Raw genomic sequence first — 15,199 nt, forward strand, 5'->3', positions numbered from 1 at the left:
GCTTATACTCAATGAAAATCAAAGAGCAAACTAGGAAGCTAGCCACAGGCTGTACTTGAGTACGGCAAGGCGACGCTGACGTGGTTTGAATTTGATTTTCGAAGAGTATTATTTTGCCAATCCTTCAGCAATCTTATCAAGATTGTATTTCATCATGTTGTAGTAGCTGTCACCTTCTTTACCTTGTTCTGCGATAGAGTCAGTAAAGATTTGTGCGTAGATTGGGATGTTTGTGTCTTGTGAAACAGTCTTCATTGGACGGTCATCCACACTTGATTCTACAAAGAGTGAAGGAGTTTTTGTTTGGCGAAGTTTTTCAACCAAGGTCTTGATTTGGTCAGGTGTTCCTTCTTCTTCAGTGTTGATTTCCCAGATGTAGGCACTTGGGACACCATAGGCTTTAGAGAAGTATTTGAAGCATCCTTCGCTGGTTACGATGAGTTTTTTCTCAGCAGGGATGTTGTTAAATTTCTCTTTAGCTTCTTTATCAAGTTTGTCTAGTTTATCAGTATATTCTTTGAGATTTTTTTCGTAGAATTCCTTGTTGCTAGGGTCTTTCGCGCTCAATTGTTTTGCGATGTTTTTAGCAAAAATCATACCGTTTTCAAGGTTAAGCCAAGCGTGTGGGTCTTCTTTGCCTTTTTCGTTTTGGCCTTCGAGGTAGATAACATCAACGCCTTCGCTGACTGCAAAGTAGTCTTTGTTTTCAGTTTTCTTGGCATTTTCTACCAATTTTGTAAACCAAGCATTGCCACCTGTTTCAAGGTTGATCCCGTTATAGAAAATCAAATCAGCTTGAGATGTTTTCTTAACGTCTTCAGGAAGTGGTTCGTATTCGTGTGGGTCTTGACCAACAGGAACGATACTGTGAAGATCAATCTTGTCACCTGCAATATTTTTAGTAATATCAGCGATGATTGAGTTTGTAGCAACAACTTTTAGTTTTTGACCAGAAGCTGCATCTTTTTTTCCGCTAGCACATGCTACAAGAGCAATGACGGAAATAAAGAGAACGAGTAATGTACCTAATTTTTTCATTAGATCCTCCAATTTATTGGGGTTTTGCCCCTTATTTTAACAAATGTTTATTTTTCAGTTTCAAATATCGTTGTTTTGGAGCGATAAAGAAGCTAATGAGAAAGAAACTAGCGGCTGTGAGCACGATACTAGAACCTGCCGCAACGTTAAAGCTATAGCCGATAAAGAGCCCCAAAACTGAAGCTGTGGCTCCAAAGGTTGAGGAAAGGAAAATCATGCTTTTTAGGCTATTAGCATACAGATAAGCAGTTGCAGCTGGGGTGATCAGCATGGCTACAATCAGGATAGTTCCGACACTTTGCATGGCTGTCACAGACACGAGAGTTAGAAGTACCATGAGAAGGTAGTGATAGAAATTGACAGGCATTCCCATGGCTTTAGCCAAGAGTTCATCAAAGGAAGTTATCAAGAGTTGCTTGAAGAAAATCCAGATTAACAAGAGAATGGCTGCTCCTACACCCATAGTAATAAACATATCCGTATCTTGGACGGCCAAGATATTACCAAAAAGGATATGGAAAAGGTCAGTTGAACTTTTAGCGACACTAATCAAGATGATACCGAGGGCTAAGAAAGAAGAAAAGGTAATGCCGATGGCGGTATCGCTTTTGATAATCGAGTTTCCCTTGATGTAGGTAATGATGATAGCAGCTAGTAGTCCAAAGACAATGGCTCCGATAAAGAAGTCAAGGCCCAAGATAAAGGAGAGGGCTACACCTGGCAAGACAGCATGTGAAATGGCATCTCCCATGAGTGACATCCCGCGTAGGATGATGAAACATCCCACAGCTCCAGCTACGACCCCGATGACAATGGCTGTTATCAAGGCATTTTGTAGGAAATGGAATTTTTGTAATCCATCGATAAATTCTGCAATCATAGGTCACCTCCATTGAAAAAGAGTCGATTACCGTAAGCTTCTTTGAGATTGGCTTCGGTAAAGGTTTCTTTGGTTGGACCAAAGGCAATCACTTCTCGATTGACAAGCAAGACTTGATCGAAGTAGTGGGCAACCTTGCTGAGGTCGTGGTGGACGATGAGAACCGTCTTCCCAGCTTTTTTCAAATCTCTCAGCGTATTCATGATGATTTCCTCACTGACAGAGTCAATCCCAACAAAGGGTTCATCCAAGAGGATATAGTCGGCTTCCTGAACCAAACATCTGGCAATCAAGACCCGCTGGAATTGACCTCCAGACAGTTGACTGATTTGACGTTCAGCGTAGTCAGCTAGACCGACAATTTCAAGGGCCTCTTGCACTTTCTTCCAATGTTTAGCATTTAAACTTCGAAAGAGAGGGATAGAGGGAAAGAGTCCTAACGAGACACATTCCTTGACCTTGATGGGAAAGTTGTAGTCGATATTGATTTTTTGTTCGACATAGGCGATTCGATGTAAGGATTTTTTAACTTCCTTGTCATCGAGAAATGCCTGACCTTGATGTGGGATAATTCCCAGCATCCCTTTTAATAATGTTGATTTCCCAGCACCGTTTGGACCAATGATACCAGTAATTGTTGGTCCATGGAGCACTAGTGAAATATCCTTAAGTGCCAACGTTTCTTTGTAGGAGACACTGAGGTTTTCGATACGTATCATAAACTTGTATTCCTCCTGCCTCTTAATATACATTAAAAAAAAAATTAAGTCAAGTTAATTTTTAAAAAAATTAAAATAATAACTGAAAAATGATGGAAAGAGAAAGTTCATTTTTAATTGCATTCCCAGTTAATTTTTGTTAAGCTAAAAACAAGTACAAATGAAAGCGAGAACACGATGACACGTTATCAAGATGATTTTTATGATGCAATCAATGGAGAATGGCAACAGACAGCTGAAATCCCAGCAGATAAGTCTCAAACGGGAGGTTTTGTGGATTTAGATCAGGAAATTGAAGACCTGATGCTGGCGACAACAGACAAGTGGTTGGCAGGAGAAGAGGTGCCTGAGGATGCTATCTTGGCAAACTTTGTCAAATACCACCGCCTAGTTCGTGATTTTGACAAGAGAGAAGCTGACGGTATCACACCTGTCTTACCACTTCTTAAAGAATTCCAAGAATTGGAGACTTTTGCGGATTTTACAGCTAAACTAGCAGAGTTTGAACTTGCAGGAAAACCGAACTTCCTTCCTTTTGGTGTATCGCCAGACTTTATGGATGCTAGAATCAATGTTCTATGGGCTAGTGCTCCAAGCACAATTCTGCCAGATACGACCTACTATGCTGAAGACCATCCTCAGCGCGAAGAGCTCTTGACTCTTTGGAAAGAAAGCAGTGCAAATCTTCTCAAGGCATATGATTTCTCTGATGAAGAAATTGAAGACTTGTTAGAGAAAAGACTAGAATTGGACCGTCGAGTTGCGGCAGTGGTGCTCTCTAATGAAGAAAGTTCAGAATATGCTAAACTCTACCATCCATATTCTTATGAAGATTTCAAGAAATTTGCGCCTGCCCTACCTTTGGATGACTTCTTCCAAGCCGTTCTTGGACAAGTGCCAGACAAGGTTATTGTAGATGAGGAACGTTTCTGGCAAGCAGCAGAGCGATTCTATAGTGAAGAGGCATGGCCTCTCCTTAAGGCAACCTTAATTTTAAGTGTTGTTAATCTCTCAACCAGCTATTTAACAGAAGAAATCCGTGTCTTGTCAGGTGCCTATAGCCGTGCGCTTTCAGGAGTTCCAGAGGCCAAAGACAAGGTTAAGGCAGCCTACCAGCTAGCACAAGGTCCATTCAAACAAGCCTTGGGGCTCTGGTATGCCCATGAAAAATTCTCCCCAGAAGCCAAGGCGGACGTGGAGAAAAAAGTAGCAACCATGATTGATGTCTATAAGGAACGCTTGGCAAAAAATGACTGGCTGACTCCTGAAACTCGTGACAAGGCTATCGTCAAACTCAATGTCATCAAGCCTTATATCGGTTATCCAGAAGAATTGCCAGAACGCTACAAGGACAAAGTAGTGGATGAAAATGCTAGTCTTTTTGAAAATGCTCTAGCCTTTGCGCGTGTGGAAATCAAGCACAGTTGGAGCAAGTGGAACCAGCCTGTAGACTACAAGGAATGGGGCATGCCTGCTCATATGGTCAACGCCTACTACAATCCACAGAAGAACCTGATTGTCTTCCCAGCAGCTATTTTACAAGCGCCTTTCTATGACTTGCACCAGTCATCTTCTGCTAACTACGGTGGGATTGGGGCAGTTATTGCCCATGAAATTTCCCACGCCTTTGATACCAACGGAGCTTCCTTCGATGAAAATGGTAGCCTCAAGGATTGGTGGACAGAGAGCGACTATGCTGCCTTCAAGGAGAAAACACAAAAAGTCATTGACCAATTTGATGGACAGGATTCTTATGGAGCAACCATTAACGGTAAATTGACTGTATCAGAAAACGTAGCTGACTTGGGAGGAATCGCAGCAGCGCTTGAAGCAGCTAAGAGAGAACCAGACTTCTCAGCAGAAGAATTTTTCTACAATTTCGGTCGCATCTGGCGCATGAAAGGTCGTCCAGAATTTATGAAACTTTTGGCCAGCGTCGATGTGCACGCGCCAGCCAAACTCCGTGTCAATGTGCAAGTACCAAACTTCGATGATTTCTTTACAACCTATGATGTCAAAGAAGGAGACGGAATGTGGCGTTCACCAGAAGAGCGCGTGATTATTTGGTAAGGCAAAAAATCTAGTCATCAGAAAAAAGGTATCCAATCAGGTGTGAGAACCTTGATAGGATGCCTTTTATAGTGTAAAGACTTGCTGGATAGTGTACTTAAAATGCGATAGACATTGTCATCATTTTACTAGAAAAAAGGATTGAAAGTTTTTTCGTGAGCAATAGTCGTAGCTGGACCATGTCCTGGATAGACATCGTAGTTTGGTAGGGTGAAGAGTTGGGTCTGGATACTGTGAAGAAGTTGCTCCATGCTACCAGTCGGAAGATCTGTTCGTCCGATGGTTTCACGGAAAAGGGCATCACCAGTTAATACCAAATGAGCTTGAGGAAAGACGATAGAAACACTGCCGATAGAGTGACCTGGTGTTGGCAAGACAGTGAAACGAAATTCCTCTAGTTGGTATTCTTTGTGAAAGATAAAAGTGTGTTCTGCAGGTTTTGCGACCACATCTGCCATATCATCGTGGCGAGGAAGCCCAGAGAGATTATCAACAGGAGTATAGAGCCAGCTGGCTTCACTCTCTGCGATATAGACAGGAGGATTGCCAAAAGTCTCGCGAACCAAGTCCAGACTCATGATATGGTCATAATGGGCATGGGTCAATAGAATGGCACAGATCGGTTTGTTGATCTTCTCGATTGTCTGACGAATGGCTTCCCAATGGCTACCAGGATCGACAACGATGAGGTGTTTTTCGCCTTCCAAGTAATAGGTATTTTCATAGGCAACAGGATTCACGGTTTTATGGATTTTCATACTAGCTCCAATCTCAAAGAATGTACTAAATTAAGTATAGCACAGTTGGGGCGAATAGGTAAGGATTTAGAATGAACTTAAAAACCAGCATGACTAGATGAAGACAGGCTGGTTATCAATTTATCAATATTGGAGAGGTGTCAATTGCCCTTCATAGGTTGCATAAACTCCGTCATTAGCTTGTTTGATAGATGTGATGTTTAGAGTGCCACCGTAGTTAGCTTCTCGTTTATCGCTATATTCACTATAAATTATCCTATTGGGTAGGTTCTGGTCGTTAGCATAGTATTGAACGACTGTTTTTTTATAACTTTGCTGGCTGAATAGGAACAGGCAGCTAACTCCTAACACTAGGAGAGCAAAGATAGAAATAGCAGTTTTTTTCATATGTGTTCTCCTTATGAACTAAAGGATAAAAGAAAGCATCTTGAGGATTTTAATTCCAAAATCCAGTCAAGGTACCAGTGTATGTGACACGAGTTACACCGTTTATCTTTCGTATATTCAATGGAATTGGGGAAGTCAGAAAGTCTTTCGGTTACAATATGGTTTCCGTTCTTCTATCTCTCCTTCTATCACCTAAGTTTAAAATCTAACTTCGTAATATATTATAGACTAATAATTCAGAATTATCAAGCAATTCTGAATTATTTTTTTCTTATTCTGTTCCAATCTAGTTTTCATATTCTTAAAAAAGTGATAAAATGGTAGGAAGAATTGGAGAGTAGAGATGCCAAAAGAAGTGAATTTAACAGGCGAAGAAGTTGTCGCTTTAACTAAAGAATATTTAACGGAAGATGATGTTCATTTTGTCCATAAGGCCTTGGTCTATGCGGTGGATTGTCATAGTGGTCAATATCGCAAATCAGGCGAACCTTATATCATTCATCCTATCCAAGTGGCAGGTATTTTAGCCAAGCTTAAGCTGGATGCTGTAACGGTAGCTTGCGGTTTCTTGCATGATGTGGTGGAGGATACAGATGCGACCTTGGACGATTTGGAAAGAGAGTTTGGTCCTGATGTGCGCGTGATTGTCGATGGAGTTACCAAGCTCGGTAAGGTCAAGTACAAGTCTCACGAAGAGCAGTTGGCTGAAAACCACCGCAAGATGCTCATGGCCATGTCTGAGGACATCCGCGTTATCTTGGTCAAACTGTCTGACCGCTTGCACAATATGCGGACGCTTAAACACCTTCGAAAAGATAAGCAGGAGCGTATTTCCAAAGAAACCATGGAAATCTATGCCCCGCTTGCCCATCGTTTGGGTATTTCCAGTGTCAAATGGGAATTGGAAGACCTGTCTTTCCGTTATCTCAATCCGACAGAGTTTTACAAGATTACCCATATGATGAAGGAAAAGCGTAGGGAGCGTGAAGCCTTGGTGGATGAGGTAGTCACAAAATTAGAGGAATATACGACGGATCATCACTTGAGAGGGAAGATTTATGGTCGTCCCAAGCATATTTACTCGATTTTCCGCAAAATGCAGGATAAGAGAAAACGGTTTGAGGAAATCTATGATCTGATTGCTATTCGCTGTATTTTAGATACCCAAAGTGATGTTTATGCCATGTTGGGTTATGTGCATGAACTTTGGAAACCGATGCCTGGTCGCTTTAAAGACTATATCGCTAATCGCAAGGCTAATGGTTATCAGTCTATCCATACGACTGTTTATGGGCCAAAAGGGCCGATCGAATTCCAAATTCGGACCAAGGCTATGCACGAGGTGGCTGAGTACGGGGTTGCGGCTCACTGGGCTTATAAGAAAGGCGTTAAGGGGCAGGTTAACAGCAAGGAATCAGCTATTGGGATGAACTGGATCAAGGAGATGATGGAGCTCCAAGACCAGGCTGATGATGCCAAGGAATTTGTGGACTCTGTGAAGGAAAACTATCTGGCTGAGGAGATTTATGTCTTTACCCCAGATGGTGCCGTCCGTTCCCTTCCCAAAGATTCAGGACCGATTGACTTTGCCTACGAAATCCATACAAAAGTCGGTGAAAAAGCGACAGGTGCCAAGGTCAATGGTCGTATGGTTCCACTGACAACCAAGCTCAAGACAGGGGATCAGGTTGAAATTGTCACCAACCCTAACTCCTTTGGGCCGAGCCGTGACTGGCTCAATATGGTCAAGACCAGCAAGGCGCGCAACAAGATTCGCCAGTTCTTTAAAAATCAAGACAAGGAATTGTCTGTCAACAAGGGGCGTGAGATGTTGATGGCCCAGTTTCAAGAAAATGGCTATGTGGCCAATAAATTTATGGACAAGCGCCACATGGACCAAGTTCTACAAAAGACCAGCTACAAGACAGAAGAATCACTCTTTGCGGCCATTGGTTTTGGAGAAATCGGTGCTATTACCGTCTTTAACCGTCTGACTGAAAAGGAACGCCGTGAGGAAGAACGTGCCAAGGCCAAGGCGGAGGCAGAGGAACTTGTCAAAGGTGGCGAGGTCAAGGTTGAAAATAAAGAAACCCTCAAAGTCAAGCATGAGGGTGGTGTGGTTATTGAAGGTGCCTCAGGTCTCCTAGTGCGGATTGCTAAGTGTTGTAACCCCGTACCTGGTGACGATATTGTCGGCTACATTACCAAGGGTCGTGGTGTGGCTATTCACCGTGTGGACTGTATGAATCTGCGTGCACAAGAAAACTACGAGCAACGTCTCCTTGATGTGGAATGGGAAGACCAGTATTCAAACTCAAATAAGGAGTATATGGCTCATATCGATATCTATGGTCTCAACCGTACAGGACTATTGAACGATGTACTGCAAGTTCTTTCAAACACAACCAAGAATATCTCAACAGTCAACGCCCAACCAACCAAGGATATGAAATTTGCCAATATCCATGTGTCCTTCGGCATTGACAACCTCTCGACGCTGACTACGGTTGTGGATAAGATTAAGAGCGTACCAGAGGTTTATTCTGTTAAACGGACCAACGGCTAATTGTCCTAGCTCTTACTAGAAAGGCTATTATGAAAATCATTATTCAACGGGTTAAAAAAGCCCAAGTGAGTATCGAAGGTCAGGTTCAGGGAAAAATCAATCAGGGCCTCTTATTGCTGGTTGGTGTTGGACCAGAGGACCAAGAGGAAGATTTGGACTATGCTGTGAGAAAACTGGTCAACATGCGGATTTTTTCAGACGCAGAAGGCAAGATGAACCTGTCTGTCAAAGATATTGAAGGAGAAATCCTTTCTATTTCTCAGTTTACCCTCTTTGCGGATACTAAGAAAGGCAATCGTCCAGCCTTCACAGGGGCGGCCAAACCTGATATGGCATCAGACTTCTATGATGCTTTCAATCAAAAATTAGCGCAAGAAGTGCCCGTTCAGACAGGCATCTTTGGAGCGGATATGCAGGTTGAGCTGGTCAATGACGGACCAGTCACCATTATCCTTGATACTAAAAATAGATAAGAAAGACCAAGCCCAGCCGGCTTGGTTTTTCTTATCTATCATAAAATACTCCAAAATGAAATGGGTTCGTGATAGGCTTTTGGAAAGTCTCTTTTCAGGCTTTGGCTTATGCGATAGGAAGGGATGAGATGGCCTAGGATTAGGAGAGTTCCCTGAAGGAAAAGTGGAATACCCCTTAAACATATCAAGGAGAGAATGATCAGGCTATCCCATAGGAGAATCTGCAAGGAAAAACGCCAGAATCTAGGTCTAATCTGGGAATAGAGTTGACTAAAGTAGTCACAAAGCTGGTTGGACAGATAGGTCAATAGCACAGGATGAAAGAAAATGAGCCAACCACTGTAAATCAAAATCCAATCCCAAGTAAGCCCCTCTTTAAATGTCAAAAATGCCAGCATGATTCCATCAATGACAAGAAGTTGAATGGTTTTGATGTAGATAATTTTTTTCATGATAAAACCTCCTTTTCCCTAGAGACACTCCCACAAAGAGATATGTTTGTCGTAAAAGTCTGGATAGTTTTCTCTTAGGTAGTCAGCCGTCATATAATATAAAGTAGAATGACAAGCAGTGATGAATGGCATAAGATCGGAAAATCGCTGAGAACTAACGAAGGCTAAGAGCACAAAAAATAGAAAATCAATGGAGAAAACCCCTAAATAGTAGAAGCGAATCTTTTTATTGATTTGAGGATAAATCTCAGCGAATTGATGTTTGAGTCGATTGACCAAGCGAAATAGCAGGAGTCCTTGAGCAAGGAGGAAAATAAAACCAGAGAGTAAGAGCCACTCCAAAGATGTCTCGGGTCTTTTGCTAAAAAATGCGAATAGTAGCAAATCGATAACTGCAATTGCTGTAAAATGGATTCTAAAGAGTTTTTTCATGACAAGACCTCCCTCTTTTATATAGCTTCATTCTACTCCAAAAGAATGGGAGTTACAAGTAAAATGATAAAAAATTTTAGTAAGGAGATTCTGTTAGATTTCTTTATTTGATTTTCCTCTTATTGTTTTACTTCTTCATCATTCCAGACAAATAAAGCTCCGATTGCATTGAGGATATAAAAGATGTATTTACCGATATTGGCAAAGTTTCCTTGAATGCCAGCCTTTGTCAGCTGAACGAAATTGTAAATTAACCAAAAGCCCCACTGAGTTGTTAGTTTCAATGCATTCAAAGCATTGGCAATGAGGGACAGTGCAAAAGCAATAGTTGTTACGTAGGCAAGGAGATTCATCTTGCCCCCATATCCGATATAGTTGGTCACAAAGGCAAAGAGGAAGGCGATGATGGAAATGATGATGGCCGCCAATTTTAGCTGTTTTTGGCTCATTTGGTTGGGTCTGCCTTCTTGCGAAGCTTCCCATTTCTTAATAGCAAAGGTATAAATGAGGAAGGTGACGGGATAGGTGATAATGGCCGCCTTATTTCCAAGGATATAATCAATGGTACCAGATAAAATCGTATTGACAATACCAAAGTAATTTCCCCATTTGCTTAATTTTCCCGTGAAACGAGTGGACAACATGGAAATCCCAACATTGGTTACGGAAATCAATCCAAAGGGAACAAGAGCTGTCCATGGGCCCCAGTCTACGAATTTGTCGAGACGGGAGTTGAGGTAACCAGATGCAATCGCAATCCCAACGACCAAAGCAACTCCAAAGAGGTCAAACCATTTAGATGTCGCAAAAATTTTTAGTGATTTTTTCATAGGTTAAACTATCTTTCTTTTTTTTTAACAAATATTCTACAACTAAATGAAAGCAAAATCAAATGATAAAAATAAAACCCTGAAAATCAAACTTTCAGGGTTGGTAGGGGACTTGAGAAATTAGTCGATTTTTTCGACATAGAGTTGTTTGGCAATGTCCATATTCACTTGTAAATCCGCGTCTTTACTAAGGATAGTGAAGGTGTTGCTGAAGCCATCAAACTGCTTGACTTGGAGATGGTCACCGATGTGGAGTGAGTGCTTATCCAGATAATGGAGAATGTCAAAACTATCATGCACCCGAGTTAGGCGATAGGAGCCAGCTTCCTTGATGTCAGCTAGTGGCAGGTTATTGATTTCAACTAGGAGTTCTCCCTTGGCAGGAATGGTTCCTCCGTGGGGGCAGGTTTTAGGGAAACCTAGCAATTTATCCAGTCTTTCCACGAACAGGTCAGAGACAGTATGCTCCAGGACCTCAGCTTCCTCGTGAATCTGGTCACTTGTATAGTCTAAATGATGGACTAGAAAAACTTCAATCAAGCGATGCTTACGGTAGAGCTCTGAGACCAGTTTGAGTCCAAGGTCAGTCAGTAGATAGCCACATTCCTTGTCCTTGAGGATGAGATTTTCACTTTTCATCCGTTTAATCATTTCAGTTACGGCAGGGGGAGAGACTTGCATGCGGGCCGCAATTTCCTTGTTGGTGATTTTATGCAGGTCTATGCCAATTTCATAAATACATTTTAGATAGTCTTCTTTATTCGGGGTCATTCGCTTCCTCTTGTCTAATATCTCTATCTAGTATATCAAAAAAAGCTAGATTTCTCTAGCTGTGACTTTTTATGTTATACTTATTGCAAGAGAAAAAACGAGGAGATGGATATGACGAAAATAGCTCTTCTTTCAGATATTCATGGAAATACCACCGCCTTGGAGGCTGTTTTGGCAGATGCTCGGCAGCTAGGAGTGGGTGAATACTGGCTTTTGGGAGATATTCTCATGCCAGGAACAGGGCGTAGAAGGATTTTGGACTTGTTGGCTCAACTACCGATTACGGCTAGAGTTTTGGGAAACTGGGAAGACAGTCTGTGGCATGGTGTCCGCAGGGAATTGGATAGTACTCGTCCCAGTCAACGCTATCTCTTGCGCCAGTGCCAGTATGTTTTAGAGGAAATTTCCTTAGAAGAAATTGAACTGCTCCACAATCAACCCCTCCAGCTTCATCGTCAGTTTGGTGATTTGACGGTAGGAATTAGCCATCATCTGCCTGATAAGAACTGGGGGCGAGAGTTGATTCATACTGGAGCGCAAGAGGATTTTGACCGCTTGGTGACCAATCCCCCTTGTGATATTGCTGTTTATGGTCATATTCACCAGCAGTTGCTTCGTTACGGGACTGGTGGGCAATTGATTGTCAATCCGGGTTCAATTGGCCAGCCTTTCTTTCTAGATGCCCAGTTGCGGAAGGACTTGCGTGCCCAGTATATGATTTTGGAGTTTGATGACAAGGGCTTGGTAGATATGGACTTCCGACGGGTAGACTACGATGTGACAGCTGAATTGCAACTGGCTAAAGACCTCAAACTTCCCTATTTTGAGGTTTACTATGAAAGTCTGGTCAATGGGATCCACCATACTCATCATCAGGAATTTCTGAGAGAATTAGCCCAGAAAGAGGGTTATGATAGGGAATTAGATGCTTGGTTGAAAAGTGGTAACGATTGACATTACAACTAAAAAGGGTATAATAATAGAAAAAGAAGAGTAGAGGCAGGGTAGCCTCGTAAAAAGGAGAAGAGGATGCAAATTCCAAGTAGATTTACCATTGCGACTCATATGCTGATAATCATTGCCCTCAAGGGGAAGGAAAGCAAGGTGACCAGTGATTTTCTGGCTGCTAGTGTCGGAGTCAATCCTGTCATTATCAGAAAGACCTTGTCTCAGTTGAAGAAGGCAGAGCTGATTTCAGTCGCGCGCGGAACAGGTGGGACAGAGATTGTTAAGGATCTCAAGGATATTAGTCTTTTAGATGTTTATCAAGCGGTTGAGTGTCTTGGTAAGACTGGTCAACTCTTCAGTTTCCATGACAATCCAAATCCAAATTGTCCAGTTGGAGCTCATATTCATGATGTTTTGGATCAAAAATTGGAGAGAATCCAGCTGGCTATGGAGGCTGAACTTGGTCAGACTAGCTTAGAGCAAGTTGTGGCCGATGCAGAGAGTCAGATGAAGGAGTGAGAGGGATAGATGCCCTCTTTTGCTCTTTAGATAATTATGATAAAATGTAGTTATTAAAGGAGGAAGAAATGTATCTCGTTATAGGAATTGTATTAGCCTTTATAGTGTCATTTTGGAAGGATAATAGAAGTTTGTGGAATCCAGTATTATTCTTATTATCCCTCATTTCCAGTTATTTTTATCTAGGCTACCTTTTTTATCAAAATGGGTATGAGAAGATTCATTTCGCTTTTTTTATATTTCCCTTTATTTTACTTCCTTTTTTGCTTTTTCTGAGTGGTATCTTTTTAATCTATAATGGGGTCATTTTGTTGAAGCGAGAGGGACGTTCAAAGGCCAATTATCTCTCCATGCTCCTTGGAATAGTCATTTTGGTATTTTTTGCCTTGATTTCATTTCGATTGGGAGGTCAAAATGAATTATTTTACACCAATCACTTTCTAAACATTTTATTTGTATTCATTTTCTACTCTTATTTTATTTTTGGCTTTGCCTTTGCGGGTTTTATGCTGTACTCTATCTTGTATCTCTTTATTCCTAAGAAGAAGCATTATGATTTTATTATCATTCACGGTGCTGGCTTATTAGGCGGAGAAAGGGTAACTCCTTTGCTGAAGAGGAGAATTGATAAGGCCGTAGAAACTTACCACAAGTCTAAGAATTCTAACATAAAAATTATTGCCAGTGGTGGTCAAGGAGGAGATGAGAAGATTTCTGAAGCGCAGGCCATTACAAACTATCTGCTTGAAGAGACAGATGTTCCCCAAGATGCGATTATCCTGGAGGACCAATCAAGGACTACCTATGAGAACCTTCTCTTTTCTAAGGAACTTGGTGAGAAACTGGTAGCCAAACCTCAATTCCTCTTTGTAACCAATGATTACCATGTCTTTAGAACTAGTACCTATGCTCGTAAGTTAAAAATGAAGGGAGATGGCCTCGGATGTAGGACGGCAGGCTACTACATACCATCTGCTTTTATTCGGGAGTACGTAGCGCTCTGTGTTAAGATGAAATGGCTTTTCCTTGCCTTTTATGTCCTGCTATCAGTCCTCATTTTGATAGCCTATAAAGGGGTTATTTGGTAGTCAGATTCTATTTAAAAAGACCTAGAATGCACATGAAAGTATGTATTCTTGGTCTTTTGTTTTGTATACATTTAATTTTTAAGAGATTATCTATTCTTCCAGGCTTGGTAACGGGTATCAATCAATAATTGGGTGAGGCGTCCCATGGTTTCCCTTTCTTCTGGAGTGAGGGATTGAGCTTGGACAAAGAGATGATGAATGTGTTCAAGCGCCTTTAAGGAAGACAAGTCATTGATAGAAGTAATACCAGAATCAAGAATGGTGCCAAAGAAGAGGTCGAAGTAGAGCTGAAGTTCCTCGTCAGGGACTGTTGCTACCCACTCCTTGAAGGTTGTGTCTACTTGTTGACTATCACTGTTGGTCTTATCCAGCTGGACGAAGTGCTTGTTCTCAATTTGCCAACTAAAGGTATCGTGCTGGGCGATGCCACCTAAGGCAGTGCTTTGAACGATGATTTGGTGGGCAGGAATTTCCAGCATCCTACCGATAATGGAACCTTGTGGGATGAAGACATTGGTTCTATCCATTATCCTTTGATAACCTTCGGTCTGTGTCAATTCTGTGTGGAGACCAGGCGCATCAAAGGTATAAACTGCAGTGATCTGCTCTTGCAAGCTTTGATCAATTTGGCTAGCAGCATAGATGGCTAGATTTCCTCCCTTGGAATGCCCAGCTAGAATGACTTTTTTCCTAGGGTGGTGGACAAAAAAATTCTCTAAATAGCATAGGGCGTGCTTTTGAGCAGGAATTTCCTTCATATAAGTCAGGTGGAAATCTTCCTTCCAGCCAATGATGCTGTCATCAGTCCCACGAAAGACAATCAGATAGGTATCGAGAGTGAGGCGGTAGGTCATAGCCGCAAACTGCTTTTGCAGCTCAGGGTCGATGTCGTTGATAAAATGAGAGAGTTTGCAATTTTTGAAGCGCTTGTGTCGAGCTAGTTCATCTAATAGCTGGAGGCGATTTTTACTGGTCAACATGTTAGGCTCCCTTGGAACCTGAGGTGCCAGGTCTAAAAGTCGCTGAGGACTTGTTGATACCAGATTATCAAAGGGTAGGTAAGTAGTTTCTGTTAAGGCTAGAATGTCTAATTCATTTAAAGGTAGGTCATAAAAGGAATCGTGTGTGACATCTTTCAGATAATCAAAAATATTGGCCATAAGAACTCCTTTCTTTTTATTTATCTTATCACAATCACATAGAATTTACTAGTTGGTTTGTACGAGCTCTCTACATACCGACCTATAATGGTATGATTCAGACACATA

The 15,199-nt window shown here is 41.7% G+C and carries 16 protein-coding genes; 6 read left to right on the forward strand and 10 right to left on the reverse strand.

The features are described from left to right. Positions 1-108 precede the first annotated feature (108 nt). The 3 genes from psaA to CYK16_RS06285 are packed head-to-tail and all read right to left on the reverse strand — an operon-like array spanning position 109 to position 2,637. A complete protein-coding gene (psaA, locus tag CYK16_RS06275; RefSeq protein ID WP_101776787.1) occupies positions 109-1,038 on the reverse strand; it encodes a metal ABC transporter substrate-binding lipoprotein/adhesin PsaA in 930 nt (309 codons plus the stop codon). 31 nt (positions 1,039-1,069) lie between these two features. Beyond that, positions 1,070-1,918 carry a metal ABC transporter permease gene (locus CYK16_RS06280; RefSeq protein ID WP_000559776.1) on the reverse strand — a complete coding sequence of 283 codons (849 nt, stop codon included), beginning with the start codon at positions 1,916-1,918 and terminating at the stop codon, positions 1,070-1,072. Further along, a complete protein-coding gene (locus tag CYK16_RS06285; RefSeq protein WP_084925687.1) occupies positions 1,915-2,637 on the reverse strand; it encodes a metal ABC transporter ATP-binding protein in 723 nt (240 codons plus the stop codon). Before CYK16_RS06285 ends, CYK16_RS06280 begins: the two co-directional genes overlap by 4 nt. A gap of 177 nt (positions 2,638-2,814) precedes the next feature. Between CYK16_RS06285 and pepO the strand changes: the two genes are divergently transcribed. Further along, positions 2,815-4,707, forward strand: coding sequence for an endopeptidase PepO (pepO, locus tag CYK16_RS06290; protein WP_101776788.1), 1,893 nt, complete (start codon positions 2,815-2,817; stop codon positions 4,705-4,707). A gap of 128 nt (positions 4,708-4,835) precedes the next feature. On the opposite strand, the gene CYK16_RS06295 is transcribed toward pepO, so the two are convergent. Together CYK16_RS06295 and CYK16_RS06300 are read right to left on the reverse strand one after the other, a co-directional pair. Then, the gene (locus CYK16_RS06295) at positions 4,836-5,465 is read right to left on the reverse strand and encodes an MBL fold metallo-hydrolase (protein ID WP_060805395.1); all 630 of its coding nucleotides are present in this window, start codon (positions 5,463-5,465) and stop codon (positions 4,836-4,838) included. A gap of 123 nt (positions 5,466-5,588) precedes the next feature. Then, positions 5,589-5,816, reverse strand: coding sequence for a hypothetical protein (locus CYK16_RS06300; RefSeq protein WP_308301159.1), 228 nt, complete (start codon positions 5,814-5,816; stop codon positions 5,589-5,591). A 379-nt stretch (positions 5,817-6,195) separates the two neighbouring features. Here CYK16_RS06300 and CYK16_RS06305 point away from each other — a divergent pair, with 379 nt between their 5' ends. Together CYK16_RS06305 and dtd are read left to right on the forward strand one after the other, a co-directional pair. Next, positions 6,196-8,418: a RelA/SpoT family protein gene (locus tag CYK16_RS06305; protein WP_060805398.1), complete on the forward strand. Its 2,223-nt coding sequence runs from the start codon at positions 6,196-6,198 to the stop codon at positions 8,416-8,418. A 29-nt stretch (positions 8,419-8,447) separates the two neighbouring features. After that, positions 8,448-8,891 (forward strand): D-aminoacyl-tRNA deacylase, encoded by a 444-nt coding sequence (gene dtd, locus CYK16_RS06310; protein WP_000691419.1) that lies wholly within the window; start codon positions 8,448-8,450, stop codon positions 8,889-8,891. A gap of 38 nt (positions 8,892-8,929) precedes the next feature. Here dtd and CYK16_RS06315 read toward each other — a convergent pair whose 3' ends face one another. From CYK16_RS06315 to CYK16_RS06335, 4 genes are all read right to left on the reverse strand, one after another. After that, positions 8,930-9,343 carry a hypothetical protein gene (locus tag CYK16_RS06315; RefSeq protein ID WP_081094011.1) on the reverse strand — a complete coding sequence of 138 codons (414 nt, stop codon included), beginning with the start codon at positions 9,341-9,343 and terminating at the stop codon, positions 8,930-8,932. Positions 9,344-9,361: 18 nt separating this feature from the next. Beyond that, entirely contained in the window at positions 9,362-9,775 is a 414-nt protein-coding gene (locus tag CYK16_RS06320) for a hypothetical protein (RefSeq protein ID WP_060805399.1), read from the reverse strand. 119 nt (positions 9,776-9,894) lie between these two features. After that, positions 9,895-10,605: a nicotinamide mononucleotide transporter gene (locus CYK16_RS06325; protein ID WP_180382770.1), complete on the reverse strand. Its 711-nt coding sequence runs from the start codon at positions 10,603-10,605 to the stop codon at positions 9,895-9,897. A 120-nt stretch (positions 10,606-10,725) separates the two neighbouring features. Next, the gene (locus tag CYK16_RS06335) at positions 10,726-11,376 is read right to left on the reverse strand and encodes a metal-dependent transcriptional regulator (protein ID WP_060805400.1); all 651 of its coding nucleotides are present in this window, start codon (positions 11,374-11,376) and stop codon (positions 10,726-10,728) included. Positions 11,377-11,487: 111 nt separating this feature from the next. Between CYK16_RS06335 and CYK16_RS06340 the strand changes: the two genes are divergently transcribed. The 3 genes from CYK16_RS06340 to CYK16_RS06350 all read left to right on the forward strand — a co-directional run bounded on the left by CYK16_RS06340 (position 11,488) and on the right by CYK16_RS06350 (position 13,931). Then, positions 11,488-12,330, forward strand: a complete 843-nt coding sequence (locus CYK16_RS06340; RefSeq protein ID WP_060805401.1) for a metallophosphoesterase family protein — start codon at positions 11,488-11,490, stop codon at positions 12,328-12,330. A gap of 75 nt (positions 12,331-12,405) precedes the next feature. Continuing rightward, on the forward strand, positions 12,406-12,843 hold the full coding sequence (locus CYK16_RS06345) for an Rrf2 family transcriptional regulator (RefSeq protein ID WP_001166796.1): 438 nt from the start codon (positions 12,406-12,408) through the stop codon (positions 12,841-12,843). Positions 12,844-12,911: 68 nt separating this feature from the next. Then, positions 12,912-13,931 carry a YdcF family protein gene (locus tag CYK16_RS06350; RefSeq protein WP_060805402.1) on the forward strand — a complete coding sequence of 340 codons (1,020 nt, stop codon included), beginning with the start codon at positions 12,912-12,914 and terminating at the stop codon, positions 13,929-13,931. Between the two features lie 86 nt (positions 13,932-14,017). Here CYK16_RS06350 and CYK16_RS06355 read toward each other — a convergent pair whose 3' ends face one another. Further along, on the reverse strand, positions 14,018-15,091 hold the full coding sequence (locus CYK16_RS06355) for a DUF2974 domain-containing protein (RefSeq protein WP_060805403.1): 1,074 nt from the start codon (positions 15,089-15,091) through the stop codon (positions 14,018-14,020). Positions 15,092-15,199: the final 108 nt, after the last annotated feature.

Origin of the sequence: Streptococcus oralis subsp. dentisani (assembly GCF_002860905.1) — a bacterium.
Taxonomy (GTDB): Bacteria; Bacillota; Bacilli; order Lactobacillales; family Streptococcaceae; genus Streptococcus; species Streptococcus oralis_BA.

Excerpts from the sequence above, each read along its gene's own strand:
- psaA (WP_101776787.1), bottom strand. The coding sequence starts at position 1,038 with ATGAAAAAATTAGGTACATTACTCGTTCTCTTTATTTCCGTCATTGCT.
- CYK16_RS06280 (WP_000559776.1), bottom strand. The coding sequence starts at position 1,918 with ATGATTGCAGAATTTATCGATGGATTACAAAAATTCCATTTCCTACAA.
- CYK16_RS06285 (WP_084925687.1), bottom strand. The coding sequence starts at position 2,637 with ATGATACGTATCGAAAACCTCAGTGTCTCCTACAAAGAAACGTTGGCA.
- pepO (WP_101776788.1), top strand. The coding sequence starts at position 2,815 with ATGACACGTTATCAAGATGATTTTTATGATGCAATCAATGGAGAATGG.
- CYK16_RS06295 (WP_060805395.1), bottom strand. The coding sequence starts at position 5,465 with ATGAAAATCCATAAAACCGTGAATCCTGTTGCCTATGAAAATACCTAT.
- CYK16_RS06305 (WP_060805398.1), top strand. The coding sequence starts at position 6,196 with ATGCCAAAAGAAGTGAATTTAACAGGCGAAGAAGTTGTCGCTTTAACT.
- dtd (WP_000691419.1), top strand. The coding sequence starts at position 8,448 with ATGAAAATCATTATTCAACGGGTTAAAAAAGCCCAAGTGAGTATCGAA.
- CYK16_RS06315 (WP_081094011.1), bottom strand. The coding sequence starts at position 9,343 with ATGAAAAAAATTATCTACATCAAAACCATTCAACTTCTTGTCATTGAT.
- CYK16_RS06320 (WP_060805399.1), bottom strand. The coding sequence starts at position 9,775 with ATGAAAAAACTCTTTAGAATCCATTTTACAGCAATTGCAGTTATCGAT.
- CYK16_RS06325 (WP_180382770.1), bottom strand. The coding sequence starts at position 10,605 with ATGAAAAAATCACTAAAAATTTTTGCGACATCTAAATGGTTTGACCTC.
- CYK16_RS06335 (WP_060805400.1), bottom strand. The coding sequence starts at position 11,376 with ATGACCCCGAATAAAGAAGACTATCTAAAATGTATTTATGAAATTGGC.
- CYK16_RS06340 (WP_060805401.1), top strand. The coding sequence starts at position 11,488 with ATGACGAAAATAGCTCTTCTTTCAGATATTCATGGAAATACCACCGCC.
- CYK16_RS06345 (WP_001166796.1), top strand. The coding sequence starts at position 12,406 with ATGCAAATTCCAAGTAGATTTACCATTGCGACTCATATGCTGATAATC.
- CYK16_RS06350 (WP_060805402.1), top strand. The coding sequence starts at position 12,912 with ATGTATCTCGTTATAGGAATTGTATTAGCCTTTATAGTGTCATTTTGG.
- CYK16_RS06355 (WP_060805403.1), bottom strand. The coding sequence starts at position 15,091 with ATGGCCAATATTTTTGATTATCTGAAAGATGTCACACACGATTCCTTT.